This is a genomic window from Bradyrhizobium sp., from assembly GCF_049512235.1.
GTDB lineage: Bacteria > Pseudomonadota > Alphaproteobacteria > Rhizobiales > Xanthobacteraceae > Bradyrhizobium.
Genome location: NZ_JBEKXH010000124.1, coordinates 1 through 15,338, shown reverse-complemented (window position 1 = coordinate 15,338; position 15,338 = coordinate 1). Strand labels below are relative to the sequence as shown.

At 61.8% G+C, this 15,338-nt stretch carries 15 protein-coding genes; 7 read left to right on the top strand and 8 right to left on the bottom strand.

What is annotated here, in order from left to right; all coding sequences use genetic code 11:
* On the top strand, positions 1-1,257 hold a 1,257-nt coding region (locus ABSG20_RS13890), incomplete at its 5' end, for a radical SAM protein (protein ID WP_490338322.1).
* A gap of 19 nt (positions 1,258-1,276) precedes the next feature.
* Here ABSG20_RS13890 and ABSG20_RS13885 read toward each other — a convergent pair.
* The 6 genes from ABSG20_RS13885 to ABSG20_RS13860 are packed head-to-tail and all read right to left on the bottom strand — an operon-like array spanning position 1,277 to position 7,777.
* On the bottom strand, positions 1,277-2,311 hold the full coding sequence (locus tag ABSG20_RS13885) for a phosphotransferase enzyme family protein (protein WP_423865078.1): 1,035 nt from the start codon (positions 2,309-2,311) through the stop codon (positions 1,277-1,279).
* A complete protein-coding gene (locus ABSG20_RS13880) occupies positions 2,311-3,126 on the bottom strand; it encodes a cupin-like domain-containing protein (protein ID WP_423865077.1) in 816 nt (271 codons plus the stop codon). Before ABSG20_RS13880 ends, ABSG20_RS13885 begins: the two co-directional genes overlap by 1 nt.
* Positions 3,123-3,989: a cupin-like domain-containing protein gene (locus tag ABSG20_RS13875; RefSeq protein ID WP_423865076.1), complete on the bottom strand. Its 867-nt coding sequence runs from the start codon at positions 3,987-3,989 to the stop codon at positions 3,123-3,125. Before ABSG20_RS13875 ends, ABSG20_RS13880 begins: the two co-directional genes overlap by 4 nt.
* Positions 3,986-5,209 (bottom strand): type III PLP-dependent enzyme domain-containing protein, encoded by a 1,224-nt coding sequence (locus ABSG20_RS13870; RefSeq protein ID WP_423865075.1) that lies wholly within the window; start codon positions 5,207-5,209, stop codon positions 3,986-3,988. The genes ABSG20_RS13875 and ABSG20_RS13870 overlap by 4 nt, the downstream gene beginning before the upstream one ends.
* On the bottom strand, positions 5,199-6,392 hold the full coding sequence (locus tag ABSG20_RS13865; RefSeq protein WP_423865074.1) for a type III PLP-dependent enzyme domain-containing protein: 1,194 nt from the start codon (positions 6,390-6,392) through the stop codon (positions 5,199-5,201). Before ABSG20_RS13865 ends, ABSG20_RS13870 begins: the two co-directional genes overlap by 11 nt.
* 5 nt (positions 6,393-6,397) lie before the next feature.
* A complete protein-coding gene (locus ABSG20_RS13860) occupies positions 6,398-7,777 on the bottom strand; it encodes a DUF3326 domain-containing protein (RefSeq protein ID WP_423865073.1) in 1,380 nt (459 codons plus the stop codon).
* A gap of 438 nt (positions 7,778-8,215) precedes the next feature.
* Here ABSG20_RS13860 and ABSG20_RS13855 point away from each other — a divergent pair, with 438 nt between their 5' ends.
* The 5 genes from ABSG20_RS13855 to ABSG20_RS13835 all read left to right on the top strand — a co-directional run bounded on the left by ABSG20_RS13855 (position 8,216) and on the right by ABSG20_RS13835 (position 14,015).
* The gene (locus ABSG20_RS13855) at positions 8,216-9,184 is read left to right on the top strand and encodes a deoxyhypusine synthase family protein (protein WP_423865072.1); all 969 of its coding nucleotides are present in this window, start codon (positions 8,216-8,218) and stop codon (positions 9,182-9,184) included.
* Between the two features lie 11 nt (positions 9,185-9,195).
* Complete coding sequence (locus tag ABSG20_RS13850) at positions 9,196-10,809, top strand: B12-binding domain-containing radical SAM protein (protein WP_423865071.1); 1,614 nt, start codon at positions 9,196-9,198, stop codon at positions 10,807-10,809.
* Between the two features lie 43 nt (positions 10,810-10,852).
* Positions 10,853-12,181 carry a phosphotransferase family protein gene (locus ABSG20_RS13845; protein ID WP_423865070.1) on the top strand — a complete coding sequence of 443 codons (1,329 nt, stop codon included), beginning with the start codon at positions 10,853-10,855 and terminating at the stop codon, positions 12,179-12,181.
* A gap of 90 nt (positions 12,182-12,271) precedes the next feature.
* On the top strand, positions 12,272-12,766 hold the full coding sequence (locus tag ABSG20_RS13840) for a hypothetical protein (RefSeq protein WP_423865069.1): 495 nt from the start codon (positions 12,272-12,274) through the stop codon (positions 12,764-12,766).
* Positions 12,690-14,015: an adenylate/guanylate cyclase domain-containing protein gene (locus ABSG20_RS13835; protein WP_423865068.1), complete on the top strand. Its 1,326-nt coding sequence runs from the start codon at positions 12,690-12,692 to the stop codon at positions 14,013-14,015. The genes ABSG20_RS13840 and ABSG20_RS13835 overlap by 77 nt, the downstream gene beginning before the upstream one ends.
* A 114-nt stretch (positions 14,016-14,129) precedes the next feature.
* On the opposite strand, the gene ABSG20_RS13830 is transcribed toward ABSG20_RS13835, so the two are convergent.
* Positions 14,130-14,420, bottom strand: a complete 291-nt coding sequence (locus ABSG20_RS13830; protein ID WP_423865067.1) for a hypothetical protein — start codon at positions 14,418-14,420, stop codon at positions 14,130-14,132.
* A 153-nt stretch (positions 14,421-14,573) separates the two neighbouring features.
* Positions 14,574-14,978, bottom strand: coding sequence for a DUF302 domain-containing protein (locus tag ABSG20_RS13825; protein WP_423865066.1), 405 nt, complete (start codon positions 14,976-14,978; stop codon positions 14,574-14,576).
* Positions 14,979-15,139: 161 nt separating this feature from the next.
* Between ABSG20_RS13825 and ABSG20_RS13820 the strand changes: the two genes are divergently transcribed.
* Positions 15,140-15,338, top strand: a 199-nt coding sequence (locus ABSG20_RS13820) for a winged helix-turn-helix domain-containing protein (RefSeq protein ID WP_423865065.1), incomplete at its 3' end; no start/stop codon positions are given.

Below are 15,338 nucleotides of genomic sequence, written 5' to 3'. Positions count from 1 at the left end.
GCCGATGTCGAGGTGATCTGGGAACCGGAGTCGCGCCGGCGCGGCAAGGGCGCCGATGTCGTCTTCATCGTGCTGTTCAGCGTCGCCGCCTATGCCCTCAAAAACGCCATCGAAGCCTATCGCGCCCAGGCCGACGGCTATGTCATTGTCTGCGGCCCCCATGCCATCAGTTTTCCGGAGCACTGTCATCGCGCCGGCGCCGATGCCGTCGTCGGCCGCTGCGACGAAGCGCTGTTCCTCGAAATACTGGCCGACGCCGGAGCCGCAAGATTGCGGCGCTGTTACGCCACCGAGCGTCCGATCGTGCGCTTGCCGCGCTATGCCGAGTTCCAGAAGCTCGGTTTCGTCCCCGAGCAGGGCTTTCGGAATGCGCTGGCATCGACCGGTTGTCCCTATACCTGTTCGTTCTGCACCGATGCGGACTCGCACTTTGCCACGATCGACGCGGAGGAGGTCGTCGCCGACATCGCCGCCTGCGAGGAAAAGCTCATCGTCTTCAACGACCCGCTGTTCGGATTGGGCACGCATGGCAAGGCGGTCATGCACGGCCTTGGCCGGCTCGGCGATCGTCATTCGATGGCTTTTACCACCTCGTCCGCGCTGCGGCAGCCCGACATGCGCAGCTTGTTCGCAAGCGCAGGCTTCGTGCTGCTGGAGGTCGGGCTTGAGAACCTGCATACGCCCTATGCCAAGAACCGAAAATCCGACATCATCGAGATCTGCTCGCAATGTCCCTTCATCATCATCGTCAATTATATCTACGGGCTTCATGCCAAGGACTTCGAAGCAGCGACAACTTCCTACCTGGCGGAACTCACGGAGCAGTGTCCCAATGTCCTGCCGATGGTTTTCGTGCCTTTCTCGTTGCCCGAAACCAGGCTTCACGATCAGCATCTGAAGGACGGGCGAATTTTCGATCCATCCTATCTGTGCGTCGGCAACGAAATCCTGTCGATGCGACTGCCGGTCGAAATGACGCCGGCGCAATACTACCACAAGCTCGATGCTCTCAACCAGCGTCTATATGACGGCCATAACGCCCGGATGGGACAGTGGGTCGCGGAGCATCCGGGTATTCCCGATCATCGCAGACAGATCATGCTCGACATGGTCAGACGCCAGGCGCGCGAAGAAGACATGGCGACCACCTGGTCGGAAACCATATCCCGCCTCGCTCCTGACGAGTATGCCCCGTTCGCCGATAAGGTGCTGGCCGAGGCGGTGCCGGACTTTGCCAGTTATGACCTGGCATGCTGAGCCGGCCTTCCGGAAAAGCTCAGATGTAGGTCCCGGCCTCCAATTCGCGAACATAGCTTTCGAGGCTGGCGGGGCGTCCGTGGATATCGCACTGGGGTGGCCATCCCTCCAGCTTGGCGAGATATTCGTCGAGGTGCCGAAGATGCAGAAAGTCCGGTATCCGCTCGATCCACTCCCGGGCCAGCGGGCAAATCGTCACGTAACCTTGTAGAAAATGTTCAAGATAGTAGGCGGCAAAGGACGCGCCGTCCGTGCCCAGGCCGCGCGATGCCGCCCAATGTGGATAGGTTTCGGCGTCGAAGTAGTACCAGCGGTCATGGGCCGTGTAGTACAGGGAGGCGGCAATGTCGTCCACGAACCATCCGTAGTAGCAATTTTCGAAATCGATGACCCACATCTTGTCGCCGCACAAAAGGTTTCCGGTGTTCATGTCGCCGTGGAGCAGGCCGTAGCAGTCGCGATCGGTCGGCAGCTGCCGCAGCCGCCGCAGCAACGCTCGCGCATCATCGCCGAGGCGCGAGAGCGCGGGCGGAAAGTGGCGGATGTGCTGCTCGAAATGATCTTCTTCATCCCAGGCGGGCCGGCGGCAGGGCTTTCGCGCTTCCGGATAGAGCTTCGAAGCGACATGGATGCGGCCCATCGTCTCGCCGGCGCGGCGGAAGAAATCGGCTGTCCACTCCTCGCCATCGACGCTTTCGCCGTCGATCCATTGGAATCCGTAAGCCAGATAATCCTGGTCAGCCAAGCACAGGGTTTCCACCCGCTGTCCCCCGAGCGATTGGATCGATCGCAAGGTGGGGATGCCATTTCTATCCAGATGCGCCACGAAATCCAGTTCCGCGACGATGGCGTCCCTGGTGCGGAACGAACCAGGCGTGATCTTCAGGACCACCCGCTCGCGCCCGCGCCAGCATGAATAAACGCTGCTGACAAAGCTATCGAGCCGCTTGGCGCCCTTTTTGCGGCATCCGAACCTCGCCAGCACCTCGCTGAGAAGATGGCCGTCCACTGGCCGATGACCGGAGCCGTCCAAAACACCGTCGGCCGATTGCATCATTGCCTTAGAAATTCGTCCTTGAAGATGGATTTGGAAATGCTGATCGTAGTGTCCAGAGACCTGACCGCGTGCCACCAGCCGAGCGGGATGTAAAGCACGTCTCCGGGAGCGATGAAAGCCTCGAAATAGCTTGCCTCACGCAACAACGGAAAGCGTTCAAAATCGGGTTCGAACGGGTTGACCTTGCTCCAGCGCACGAAATTGCGCCACATGTCCAGATCTTCAGGGTCGATCCGATCCTCAAGCCCATCGCTGTAGAGCTTCCTGATATCATCCTCATAGACCAGCCTGGTCTGGTCCGGGGCAAACAGCATCACGCGCTTGTGCCCGTAGAGATGGAACAGCAGGCCCTCGGCGACATCGATATGCATCCCGGTCGTGTCCTGGCCCGGGCTGAACCATAAGGCCATGTATTGGCTGGCCGGCGGCTCGCCGCTGCACCCGTACGGCCGGAACTGATCGAGATATTCCATCAGTTCCGGGTGGCTCTGCAGCAGGCCGATACTTTCCCGGATCGAGAAGAAGCCATGTGAACCGGAGAGCGCGTCGACATAGCCTGCCATCGTGGTTTTCCGGCTCACATATTCGAGGTGCTGTTCGAGGTAGGTGAGTTCGGAAGCGGGATCGTAGCGGCTCAGCCACACCGGCAGATCGCCGTAATTGGCTTTGAAAAAGTCCGGCCCCCACTGCCGCAGCGCCGGCCAATGCGAAATTTTCCCCGGCATGATCACCGGTCGCTTCTGGAAAAACCCGTCGAAGAATTGTTCGTGCGTGATCGCGGGCTGGCTCTCGATCTCTCCCAGACATCTCATGGACGCAGCTCCCAGGTGGTCGACCGGCCGGCGGGGTCAGCCGGATCCGGCGCACGCAGGAATTCGTCCCTGAACAAGGATTTGGAGACGCTGATGGTGATGTCGAGGGAGCGTACCGCGTGCCACCAGCCGCAGGGAATATACAAGGCATCGCCGGGAGCAATGACGGCGTCGAGATAGGCGGCGCCTTCGAGCCGGGGAAATCTCTTGAAATCCGGATTGAACGCGTTGACCTTGCTCCAGCGCACATAGCTTCGCCACATCTCGAGCGTATCGGCATCGATTCGATCGGCGAGGCCTGGCTCGGCCAGCTGTTGAAGATCCTCCTCGTACAGCAACCGCGTCTGATCAGGGGCAAAAATCAGAACATGCTTGTGACCATGGAGGTGAAACAAAAGGTTCTCGCCGACATCGATATGCAGGCCGGTCACGCCGCCCTTGGGCGCAAACCAAAGCGCCATGAATTGATCGTCCGCCGGCTCCTTCGAATATCCGAACGGCCGGAAGTGATCGAGATCGTCGAGCAGCTCCGGATTGGCCTTCAACAGGCCGATGCTTTCGCGGATCGAATAGCATCCGTTCGGAGCCGACAGCTGGTCGACATATTCCGCGAAGCTGGCTTCGCGGAAATCATAGTCGATGTTCTGTTGCAGAAAGCTGCGCGGCGATGCCGGATCATAGCGGCTCAACCACACCGCCACGCCACCATAGCGGGACCTGAAGAAGTCGGGATTCCACGTCTGCAGGGCCCGCCAGTGCGCGATCTTGCCCGGCATGACCACCGGTTGTTTCTGGAACACATCATTGTAGAACTTCTCCTGCGTGATGTCGGCGCAGCGCTCGACCTGGCCCAAGCATTTCACCGCCCTGTCTCCTCTGCCAACCGCGCATGAAGGTGGCTGCGCGTCGAAGCGCGCGCGCCTGTCTGCAGGCCGTTCGGCGGTGCGATCACGGCGAACAAGCTCGGATGCAGACCGTTGAAGGCGCAGGCCCACGCGATCGTGTCCGCGCCCATGGCCGGGAATTCGATCCAGTCTCCCTCGCGGACGTCGGCAGGCAGCACGATTTGTGTCTGGAACGCATCGTAGGAATCGCAGGTCGGCCCGAACAGGCAGAAACGGCGCGAGGCTGCCGAATGCGTGCCCTCCAGGCGCCGCAAACGCGGGGGCGCGGCGTTGCGGCGCAGCCGGCGATCGAGCGGGCGCAGCCAGCCGAAGCGCCCGTCATTGAGGTAGATGGCATCGCCTTTTCGGAGCAGCACCTGCGCCAGGACAGAACAGCACCCATCCACCGTCATTCGGCTCGCGTCAAGCCGGAGCCGTGCTGGATCGAGCCCGAGCAGCCGGGCGTGCAGATCAGCCGCGATACCAAGGCCCTCGATGGTTTCATCATCCCGGCCGAGCTCGGCGCTCCCGAGATTGACGGCATCGAGCGCCACGCCGCAGCGCCGCGCGAGCGAATGGCAATAGGCCAGCGCGACGGCAATGTCGCTCGCCGACGATATCCCCGGGTGAATGGCAATCGACGGCCTGAATCCGAAATCGATCGCGGTTCGCACCATGCCTTCGACCGCGTCGGCCGCCCCGTCCGTGATCTCGCCGGGCGACCTTATCGTCGAAAGGCAGACCATGATTTCGACCTCGATCCCGTCGGCCGGGACCTCCTCGCGAAGTTTTACGAGTTCGGCCGGATCGTCGACCGCAAAAGCGCGGACGCCGTAATGCTCCGCCGCGATGCGCAGATTGGGCCTGGAATTGATCGGCTGGCGCAGCACGGGAGTGACGGCATGATCGAGACCGGCAAGGGTTGCCAGATCGCCGACGCGCAACACGGAAAATCGCCTGATGCCCGCCTGCGCCAGCGCGGCCAGGACCAGGGGATGCGGGTTGACGGCGACGTCATAGCAGATCTCGCCGCCGAAGTTCGCTACGACGGCTTTGGCACGGTGGTTGAGCAAAGCCTGGTCCAGGCAGAGAACAGGTTCGGCGGGCCGCGACCTTCGCAGCACGTCAAAAACGTCGTTGCCGTGGATGACGTCGTTACCGCAGACGACATCGCCCGATCCGGCTGCTTCAGGCTGCATCGCGGCACTCCCTGGCGTCGAGCCGCGGTTGCCCCGCAATCACCGCGTCGAGCGGCCGATGATAGGTATGAAAATTCGCGGCAAGGCAGGTGGCATAGGCTCCGAGCCTGTCCAGCGCGATCCAATCGCCTTCCCGCGCATCGGCCGGCAACGAATACCGCCCCGGCAGTTCGTCCGCCGAATCGAAGGCCAAGGGGCCAACCAGCGTGAAGGCGCCAAACCCGCAGTCTCGCGCCGCGTCGATGCCGATAGCGGCAACGCGCTCGCCGTGCCTGCGATAAAGACGCCCACGCACTTGCCGCTGCAGATAGGACAGTTCGCCGAAACTTCCGGATATCCCGTCGTTGAGATGCAGGCGGTCACCGCGGCGGTGCACGATCTGGGCCACGACCGCCCCCGCCTCGGCGACCAGGGCGCGGCCGGGCTCACAATATAGCTCGCAGCGCTCGATGCGGAGGTCCCGAAAGCTGCGCGCGATGACCTGGAAATAGGACTCCAGGGGCGGATTGACCTCATCGTCGTACTCCGCCGGAAACCCGCCCCCGACATCGAGACCAGCCAGCGGGACGCCGGCGGCTCTTGCAATGTGGCCGCAAGCGGCGATGGCATCGGCATAGGCCTGCGGACACCGGCACTGGGTTCCCACGTGAAAAGTGAGCCCGCAGGCAAAGCCCGCATCGCGGGCGGCGCGCAGCAGCGAAACAGCCTCGTCGGGATTGGCACCGAATTTGGTGCTGAAATCCTGTGCGGCAGGCGACGGGCGCGTCGCCACCCGGACAAAGATCACGAGATCACGCCGGGTGATCTCCGCGCAGCATTTGACCAATTCATCGCCATGATCGACGGCGAAACTGCGGATCTGCCGCGACCTCGCCGCGATGCGGATCGCCGACCGCGACTTGACGGGGTTGTGAAAGTAAAGCTCGGCGCCGGGACAGCAGGCGGATACGGCGGCCATCTCGCCATCGGAGGCCACATCGAAATGGCCGATGCCAGCGTCGCGCAAGGCCTCGATCACGCTCGGCAGCGGATTGGCCTTGACGGCATAGAGCACATGCCCGGGAAAGCCTGAAAGAAAACGACGCGCCTGGGCCGCGATCTTTTCCGGCCAGATGCAGAGCATGGGCTCCCATGGGTTGGCCCCGGCAAGCATCGCTTCGACGCTCTCGTAACAGGGCGCCATCAATTCTAGCCCCCCGCGCGCAACGCGCCCTCCCTGATCAGGGACTTCGGCATCGGCATGGACTCGGGCACCGGTTCGACAACGGAGGTCTTCACCCGATGCAGTGGACGCCGCAGGCTTTCGGGCGCGACGCCCGATCGCAGCGCGGCAATGAAGCCGCAAGCCTCCAGGTAGTTTTCGGCAAACAGCAGCTTGCCCGGCGGCCACGGCAATAGCGAGAGATCGGTGCGCGCGCGGTTGGTCGCGTCGCGCACCGCGATGACCGGGATCGCCTGCTGCAACGCCGCCAGCGTCGGCAGGCCGAGGCAACGGTCGGGCATCACCACGCAGGAGATGTCGGCGGCCGTGATCACGTTGCGATTGTGCATGGCGTCCGGATCGGTGATCAGCCGGGGACTGCGGGACAGTCCCTTCAGGATGCATTGCAGGAAGGCCGCCGAGATCAGCTCCGCCGCCATGACCGGATGGCCGACCCCAAGGGCATAGGACTTGTATTCCGCCAATTGCGGTGAATGCGCCGAAGGAAGATTGAACACATGCGTTACCGCGTGCGTCAGAATGGATTCGACGCCGCCCCACGGGTTAACCGTATTTTCAGGCCCGTTGTAATAGGCAAGCATGTCGTCTTCGGGGTAATCAATGACCGAGGTCAGGACCACCGCATCGAATTGTCCGGCGCGCAACGCGAGGAGATCGAACAGCCTTTCCAGGTGCTCGACCCGCCCCGCGGCGCGGCCGGATTCCGTAAACGACGCCTTCATGTGGAAAGGTGGATCGAGCCGCAGCAGCTCGGCGCAGTCGTACCCGCAGGCGGCGCGCGCGGCGTTGACGGTATTGATGGAATAATGGGTGATTTTTTCGACCCGATGCTCCTGAGCAACCACCAGGAGCCGGTTGGAGCGCACCGGCTGAAGCCCGATCGTGCCCATCAGCAATCGACAGATCACACTGCCCTCGACATAGATGCCGTTCTCCGGCAGCTCGTTGAGATCCGCCGCATTGACGACGTTGGGGTGGGTGATCAGGCGGTCGCAAACTGCGGCGAGCAGCCGCGCGGCGGGGCCCGCGTCGCCGACGTGCCCGCCGATCTCGGCGCCAATTCCGGTCGGAACCAGGTGAACGACGTTGAAGGCATCACCGCCGTGAACTTTGCGGTCCTTGAAGCGAAAAATGCCCAGCCGGTCTTTCCGCGCCAGCTCGTGGTCAAGCCCGCGCAGAACGCCGACTTCACACCGGTAGCTGTCCTCGGTTGTTGCGGCGACCACGAACCGGATCGGAATTTCGTCGGGTCGCAATCTTTCTGCCAGCGCTTCGGAAAAATAACCGATTAGATGATGATGTCCCGGCTTGACCGGAAGATCGAGAAAAATCTCGTACGCGTCCATCTCTCCTCCTGGTCGGATTTGCAATGAACTCGGCAGTCGACCAGCCTCACAGTCCGTGGATTTGGTGGATTTAGTCCCGCCCTGCCGGTTGCCGCCGGTAAACTATTGTAGTCTCGGGTTTTTGCAGTTACAATCTTAAATATTGCAAACTCTTTGACGAGCTCTGGAGTTGCGAGTTGCCGGGAGTTTCAGGGCCGTCCTGATGTTTTCCGTGTCGCCGGGCAAGGGGCTGTCGCAGGAAGGGCTTCGACCGGGGCTGAGCATCGAGCCGAACAAGAAGGCGGCAACTTTTTGCGGAGGGCGGTCCGCGACCAGCGCTCGCCGGCTATGGCCACGATGCGAGATCGAAAACTTGATTTGACGACTGTCGGGTTCTGAACTCGCGAGCCTGGCAGTCAGGTGAGCATTGCGGGTTTGCCAGGGTGATGGGGAGCATGAATGGCCGCCGAAATCCGCAGCTTCATCGATCATCATTTTCGCCATTTCAATGCCGCCACGCTGCGGGACGCGGCTCAGGGCTATGGCCGGTTTCTGCAGAGCGACGGCAGGATGATGCTGACGCTGGCCGGGGCCATGAGCACGGCCGAACTCGGTCTGTCGCTGGCCGAGATGATCCGCGCCGGCAAGGTTCATGCGATCACCTGTACGGGGGCTAACCTCGAAGAAGATCTGTTCAATCTGGTTGCCCACGAACACTATGTGCGCCTGCCCGGCTACCGTTATCTTTCCAAGCAGCAGGAACTCGAGCTGCTGCAAAAGGGACTGAACCGGGTCACGGACACCTGCATCCCGGAGGACCATGCGATCCGGAAGATCCAGCATTTGATCGAGAACCATTGGACCGAGGCCGATCGGAATTCCGCGCCACGCCTGCCGCATGAATTCTGCTACGAACTTATCCGCAGCGGACGGCTGAACGAACATTTTGAGATTGCGCCCGAGAACAGCTGGCTGGTTGCAGCCTGCGAGCGCTCGCTGCCCCTGTTTGTGCCGGGGTGGGAGGACTCGACGCTCGGCAGCATCTTCAGCTCATTGTGCATGCGTGGCAAGCTTTCGCCTGCCGCCATGCGTAGCGGCATCGACTATCTCCTGGAACTGGCGGCCTGGTATCGCCGCGCGTCGGCGGAGCACCCAATGGGCTTCTTCCAGATCGGCGGCGGCATCGCCGGGGATTTCGCGATCTGTGTCGTTCCCATGATCCGGCAGGATCTCGGCGAGAACGTCCCGCTGTGGAACTACTACTGCCAAATCAGCGACTCGACGACGAGCTTCGGGTCCTATAGCGGCGCCGTCCCGAACGAGAAAATCACCTGGGGCAAAATTGCCACCGAGTGTCCTCAGTTCATCATCGAGTCCGACGCCACGATCGTTGCCCCGCTGCTTTTCGCCTACGTGCTCGGCTGGTAGGCCAGGCAGGGATGGATTTCTCGGGCAACCAGACTCCAGCCGACGAGGTCGTGCTCATCAATGCCGCCGACACCGCCTCTCAGCTGTTGGATGATCCGAATGAGCCGTACCAGGCGAACGCGTTTCCAAATCTGGGACTGTTGACGCTGGGAACGGCGCTGCGTCGCGATTTCGCCGAGCGCGGGTTGCCGCATCGGGTCACCTATTTCGACGCCTCGGTCACCGGCAACGACCGGCTGCTTGCCTATTTGGAGACCCATGCGCAAAGGCTGTTTGCGATCTGCTTCAGCATCTATACGGCGAACTATGTCGCTTCGACACGCATCGCCGAGCGCGTCAAGCAGCTCAACCCGCGCGTCGTTGCTTTCGTCGGCAATGACGGCTTCTCGGCGATCTGGCAGACCGTTCTGCAACGTCGCGCCGTCTATGATTATGGCTTCTACGGCAACGATGTCGTCGAGGGCTTCAGCCGGCTGATCGTCGACCTTGCCGAGCGGCGTGTGGAAGATCTGCGCCATTATCCGGGACTGGTATATCGCGATCCGGTCGACCGCGCACGCATCGTCAGGAACCCCGAAGATCCCGAGGAGTTCCACAGGCTGCCGATGGTGGACTACTCGCTGACGCGCGGACCGCTCGACCACGACGCCCTGTATTTGGCCGAACAACGCCGCAGCATGCCGTTCTTGAGCGCCCGCGGCGCCCGCGGCGTGACCATCGAATTCGCGCGCGGCTGCCTGAAATTCGCCGGCGCGCGCAACGACTACGGCGTCCCCCTCAACGCGTGCGACTTTTGCGCGATCAATCCCGGCAGCAAGGCCATGATCGGCGCCACCGCCGAGCGCTCGTGGGCCATCATCCGAAACGCGGTAGAGCAGGGATATAACTACTTCTTTGTCACCACCGACGAGCTCCCGCTCACCTTCTGGCCGCTGCTGAACCGCATGGCCGATGGCGTTCCCGACTGGTATCGCGACTTGCACCGCGACGAGCGGCCCCGCTTCCTGTGCTACGCGCGGGCGGACGCCTTCAAACCGAACAAGCTTCACCGCATCGATCTGATGATGGATCGCTTGAACTACGATACCTTCTGGATCGGACTGGAGGCGTTCTCGACGATCTCTTTACGCGCCATGAACAAGGGCATATCGGCGAGCCGCAACGGCTCGCAGGACATGCTTGAGCACAATCTCGGCGCCGTCGAGCAGGCTGCGAAGCGGGGCGCGCGCATTGGCGCCGGACTGATCGTTACCCATCTCGGCATCACCCCGGATATCATGGAGACGAACTTCGAGATCCTGCGTCAGTGTCTAACGCGCCACGCCCGGACTTTTGCCGAGATCACCGTCAATCTGCTCTATCCCAATCCCGGCTCACTGGCTTTCGACTACCTGCGAACGCCCGCCTCCGCGCTGCAGGCGGCGACGAGACTAGGGCTCGAGGTGGACTACGACCATCTGCTTTCGGTGCGTGACAAGTATGCCGAAGAGGACATGATCGATACCGACGAGTTGCTTTGCGACTTCATGCGAGGATGCTGTCCAGCGATATCAATGGATCAGGCCATCGACTATCGCCGCCGCGTCATGGAACTCGTCAACGACCACGGCGTGATGCTGGTGTGAGCGGCCCCGCCCCGATCATGCTCCGATTTGATTGCAGCAGATCATGATCGCACACATTCTTGTGGTCGTCGATGCATCGGGAGACCGGCTGCTGGTTGACCGGGCTTCAGGAATGCTGCCGGTGGTGCGGGCGCCGCCGGTGAGTTCCGGCGAGGTGGCCGAGCTCAATCGGTCGGCCCATCAACTCCTGGGCAACCCGGTGTTTGCGCTACGCTGCCTGCAAAACGATATCAATCCAACGACCCGCAAGCCGCGGCATCAGGTCCATCTGCTCGAATCGGTGCGCCCGCTGGAGGCGGCTTCTTCTTCCTGGCGAGCGGTAGACTGCGAACAGATAAAGCCCTTCTCGATCACGCCGCATGCCGCCATCTTTGATCCGGTGCAGGCGATGCAACGGCATGCCGCCAGGCGGCCGTGGTGGCAGCCAGGATTCGCGCAGGCTTCGCTCGGCTGGCTCGAACAGACCGCGCCGGCGATCGGGGCGGGACGTGTTACGGCGGTCGAGCAGCTCAGGTGTTGGGAGTTTGCCTGGCTCGTTCGGGTGACGACCGAACAGGGCAGCTGGTATCTCAAGTGCTCGCCACCACCGCTTGACATCGAAGCTGACATCGTCGAGCGGTTGGCGGAAATACGACCGCAAAATGTCCCGCATCTGGCGGCACGCTATCGGGCCGGATCCGGCTTCTTGATGCCGGCCTATTCCGGCCCCCTGCTCAGCGACTGCGACCGGCCTGCCGCCTGGATCGACACCGCGGCAGAATTCGCGCGCCTGCAGGTCAGCGCGATCGACGCGACCAGCGATCTTGTCGCCCGCGGGGTGCCGCGGCGCACGTCTGCAGATCTGCACGCGGGGATCGCCGAGCTATTCGGCGGCCAAATGAACGACATGCAGCGCCGGGCGGGCATCCGGGACAACGAGATCGAGACTTTACGTGATGCGTTGCCCCGCTTCAGCGAGATGATTGGCGAACTCGATCGGCTTGGTGTTCCCTTGTCGATCGATCACGGCGACCTGTGGGCGCCGAACGTCATCATCGGCGCCGACGGGCCGCGCTTTCTCGACTGGTCGGACGCGAGCATCGGCCACCCGTTCTTCAGCATGTTGCCGCTGTTGACCGCCGACGCCATCACTGCGCCGCTGGAGCGCGATCCGAGACTGCGCACACGCATGCGCCAGGCCTATCTTGAGCCCTGGCAGCGCCTGCTCGGGACAAATTCGCTGTTACGCGCCTGGAAACTCGCACGACCGCTGGCGGCGCTGCAGCTTGCCGCCTCTTATTGCCAAAGGATTCTGCCGCTCGTCGACACCGAGCACCAGGTCTATCGCACACTGGGATGGTTCCTTCGCCTGGCCATCCGGTATCGCCATTGATGTCGCGCGAAAAGTTTCGCGGCTGGCGAAAAAGGGCGTGAAGCGGACATTCTCTGTTTGGAAATGTTCCCGTCGAACCCGCGACGGAGCATGGAAACGGCCCGCTGTTTGCCCTGTGTCCACGAATTCAAGATCCTGACCGTGGAGCACGCGATGCAAGGCGCCCCAGCTTCCATGTTGTTCATTCTGACCACGACGCTGTTCGATTCGATGAACCTTGGGCTGGCCAACCCGGTCCTGCCACGATTGCTTCAGGCCCTTACCGGCGCAAGCCCCTCCGAGCCCGGTCACCTCTTCGGGCTGTTGCTGGGAGCGAATTCGACGATGTTGTCACGCGCGTCGAGAAGCCCGATCCCCGGGGATCTTCCACCGTTATTGCGAGGAGCCCTTGCGACGAAGCAATCCATCGCGCGGCGTACGGGGCTGCGGATTGCTTCGCTCACCGAACGGCGCCTTGATCAGATCGGTCATACGGACGATAATCGGATCTTCAAACGGGTCTGTTCCGATGACCGATTTCAAACTGCCCGAGACGCGTTACGCGTCCAGCGGCGACTTCAGCATCGCCTATCAGGTACTGGGTGATCGCCCCATCGACTTGATCCTGGTCCCGGGTCTGTTTTCTCATATCGACTTTCTGCATGAATTACCGGGTTATACGGCGTTCCTGCGCCGGCTTTCGAACTTTGCCCGAGTAATAGCATTCGACAAAAGAGGACAAGGGCTGTCGGATCGAATAGACGGCGCGCCCTCGCTGGAAGAGCGCATGGATGATGTGCGCGCCATCATGGACGCAATTGGATCGCGGCGCGCCGTCCTGCTCGGTGTTTCCGAAGGCTGCCCGATGAGCGTTTTGTTCGCCGCCACTTACCCGGAACGAGTGTCGCATCTCATTCTGTTTGGCGGGTTTGCTCGCGCCGCAGACCGAATGCCCCGGGAACTGTGGCGGAGTCACGTTGAGCAGACGTTGAAGAACTGGGGCGCCGGCGAGACGATACGGACCATCGCGCCTGGCCAGGCAAGCTACCCGGAAGCAGTCGCCCAATTCGCAAAATACGAGCGACTGTCCAGCAGTCCCGGCGCCTTGAGGACCGTCCTGCACATTCACCGTAAAATCGATGTAACTTCTATCTTGCCTACGGTGCGGGTTCCGACCCTTGTGCTGCATAACCGGACCGATGCTCAGGTCTCGGTCGCACTCGGTCGTGAGCTCGCCCAACACATTCCGGGTGCGCAATATATCGAATATCCTGTCGGCGATCACTACGCCTGGCTGGGCAACACCGACGCGCTGCATGGCGATATCGAAGAATTCGTTACCGGCCACCGACAAGGCACTTCGACCGAGCTGGAACGCGTGCTCGCGACCGTGCTCTTCACCGACATCGTCGACTCAACCCGGAATGCTGTCAAAATTGGAGACCAGCGTTGGCGCTATCTGCTCGATAGCCACGATCAGCTCGCTCAGCAGATTGTCAGCAAACACCGCGGTAATCTGGTCAAGAGCACGGGCGACGGCACTCTGGCGACGTTCGATGGTCCCGGTCGCGCCGTCCGGTGCGCGCTCGCACTCGGCTCCGCCACGATGCAAATCGGTTTGCCGCTGCGCGCCGGCCTGCATACCGGCGAGATTGAAATTCGGGGAGCGGATATCGGTGGCATCGCGGTGCACGCCGCTGCGCGGGTTATGGCGCAGTCCGCATCGAACGAGGTACTGGTGTCGCGCGTGGTTACCGAGCTGGTCGCCGGCGCCGGCCTGAAGTTTGTCGAGCGCGGATCATTTGAACTCAAGGGCCTTCCGGGCAGATGGGACTTGTTCGCCGCCATCCGATAGGTCGCTGATTGCCACTCAGATCGTTATCGTGCGCATCATGACTGCAGTCGGCGACAAGGTCGCGAACCGATGGCACCTCCAGTTCGCGCAACCCGCGCGGTCATTCAATACAACTTAAGCACCTCGAACGGGAACAAAATCCGCGTTGCAAGCGCTGTGGGCGTTCATGAGCGCTCGAAGTCGAACGATGATTTCGGCTGCTCGCTTACCGTCGCTGGCGATACCATTGAGCGCCTGCCGGACTTCCTCCAGATCTGGCGGTTCAGCGCGCAGAAAGTTTATCCCGGCCTTTGCGTTAGTGACCGCCGCGGTGATCGCGTCGACGAGCTCGTGAGCTTGGGCATTACAGGTGCGCACGACTTCCGCCGAGGTCTGCAATGGCACTCGGCCCTTCGCGTCGCCCATACTTCCCTCCGGCCCGAACAAGTGTTGATCCGTTAGCATGACAAATCTCCTCGACCGTCGGGAATGCCGTCAGCTCTCGCGCGGATCATGGGCGTTATCGTAGTCATCGGCGTGCTCCAAAGTTCGGCGTTGGTTCGGTGAGCAGAACTGTGCTCAAGGTGGCGTTGTTACCTTGCTTGCGATCGCTTCCAATGCGGCTGCCATGGCGGTGACGGTCGTGTTATCCGCGCCGTCCAGGCCGTGGCGGCGCGCAAGAAATGCAGGATCGTTGTAAGACAGCCACGCGGTGCCGGACGCGTCCTGCCAGACCAAGGCCTTGAGTGGCAGATCGATGCCCAACATCTGAGCCGACTGCAGCAGCGGTGTGCCGGTCTTCGCATTGCCAAAGACCAGGAGTTCTGTCGGCCGCAGCGGCAGCCCGACGGCGGCCGCGCCCGCGGCGTGATCAATATGGGCAAAGACCGTCATTCCCCTGGCCCTAACCTCGGCCTCGAACCGGTTCATCGTTTCCTCCGGTCCATAGCGGCTTTCGATCGTTATCAGTCCATCTGCGGCCATTGCTTGGTGTCCCAAAGCATCTGCGACGGTCTGACCCTACCCTCAGCGGGCGCATCCGTCCTTGAGGCAGTTCTGAAAAGTCCTGAAAAGCGTCGCCCAACAACCGCAGATTCTTGCGCGAAACTGTCCAAATGGCCTTAAAACGTCCGAGGGGAGCACCGATGCCAGGCCAGGACCGACGGCCCGTCTACAAGTTCGGCGCGTGGGAAATCGATCTCGCGCGCCGTGAGATGCGGTTGAACGGCGTTCCGACTGACGTTGGAAGCCGGGCGTTCGAAATCGTCGAGACGCTGGTCCAGTCGGCCGGCGAGTTGATCGACAAGTATGATTTGATGAACCGGGTATGGCCGGGTGCAACGG

What these genes read in the sequence shown, in the direction of transcription:
- ABSG20_RS13825 (WP_423865066.1), bottom strand. Translation starts at nt 14,978, where the DNA reads ATGGCCGCAGATGGACTGATAACGATCGAAAGCCGCTATGGACCGGAG.
- ABSG20_RS13835 (WP_423865068.1), top strand. Translation starts at nt 12,690, where the DNA reads ATGACCGATTTCAAACTGCCCGAGACGCGTTACGCGTCCAGCGGCGAC.
- ABSG20_RS13830 (WP_423865067.1), bottom strand. Translation starts at nt 14,420, where the DNA reads ATGGGCGACGCGAAGGGCCGAGTGCCATTGCAGACCTCGGCGGAAGTC.
- ABSG20_RS13865 (WP_423865074.1), bottom strand. Translation starts at nt 6,392, where the DNA reads ATGGCGCCCTGTTACGAGAGCGTCGAAGCGATGCTTGCCGGGGCCAAC.
- ABSG20_RS13850 (WP_423865071.1), top strand. Translation starts at nt 9,196, where the DNA reads ATGGATTTCTCGGGCAACCAGACTCCAGCCGACGAGGTCGTGCTCATC.
- ABSG20_RS13880 (WP_423865077.1), bottom strand. Translation starts at nt 3,126, where the DNA reads ATGAGATGTCTGGGAGAGATCGAGAGCCAGCCCGCGATCACGCACGAA.
- ABSG20_RS13855 (WP_423865072.1), top strand. Translation starts at nt 8,216, where the DNA reads ATGGCCGCCGAAATCCGCAGCTTCATCGATCATCATTTTCGCCATTTC.
- ABSG20_RS13870 (WP_423865075.1), bottom strand. Translation starts at nt 5,209, where the DNA reads ATGCAGCCTGAAGCAGCCGGATCGGGCGATGTCGTCTGCGGTAACGAC.
- ABSG20_RS13845 (WP_423865070.1), top strand. Translation starts at nt 10,853, where the DNA reads ATGATCGCACACATTCTTGTGGTCGTCGATGCATCGGGAGACCGGCTG.
- ABSG20_RS13885 (WP_423865078.1), bottom strand. Translation starts at nt 2,311, where the DNA reads ATGCAATCGGCCGACGGTGTTTTGGACGGCTCCGGTCATCGGCCAGTG.
- ABSG20_RS13840 (WP_423865069.1), top strand. Translation starts at nt 12,272, where the DNA reads ATGGAAACGGCCCGCTGTTTGCCCTGTGTCCACGAATTCAAGATCCTG.
- ABSG20_RS13860 (WP_423865073.1), bottom strand. Translation starts at nt 7,777, where the DNA reads ATGGACGCGTACGAGATTTTTCTCGATCTTCCGGTCAAGCCGGGACAT.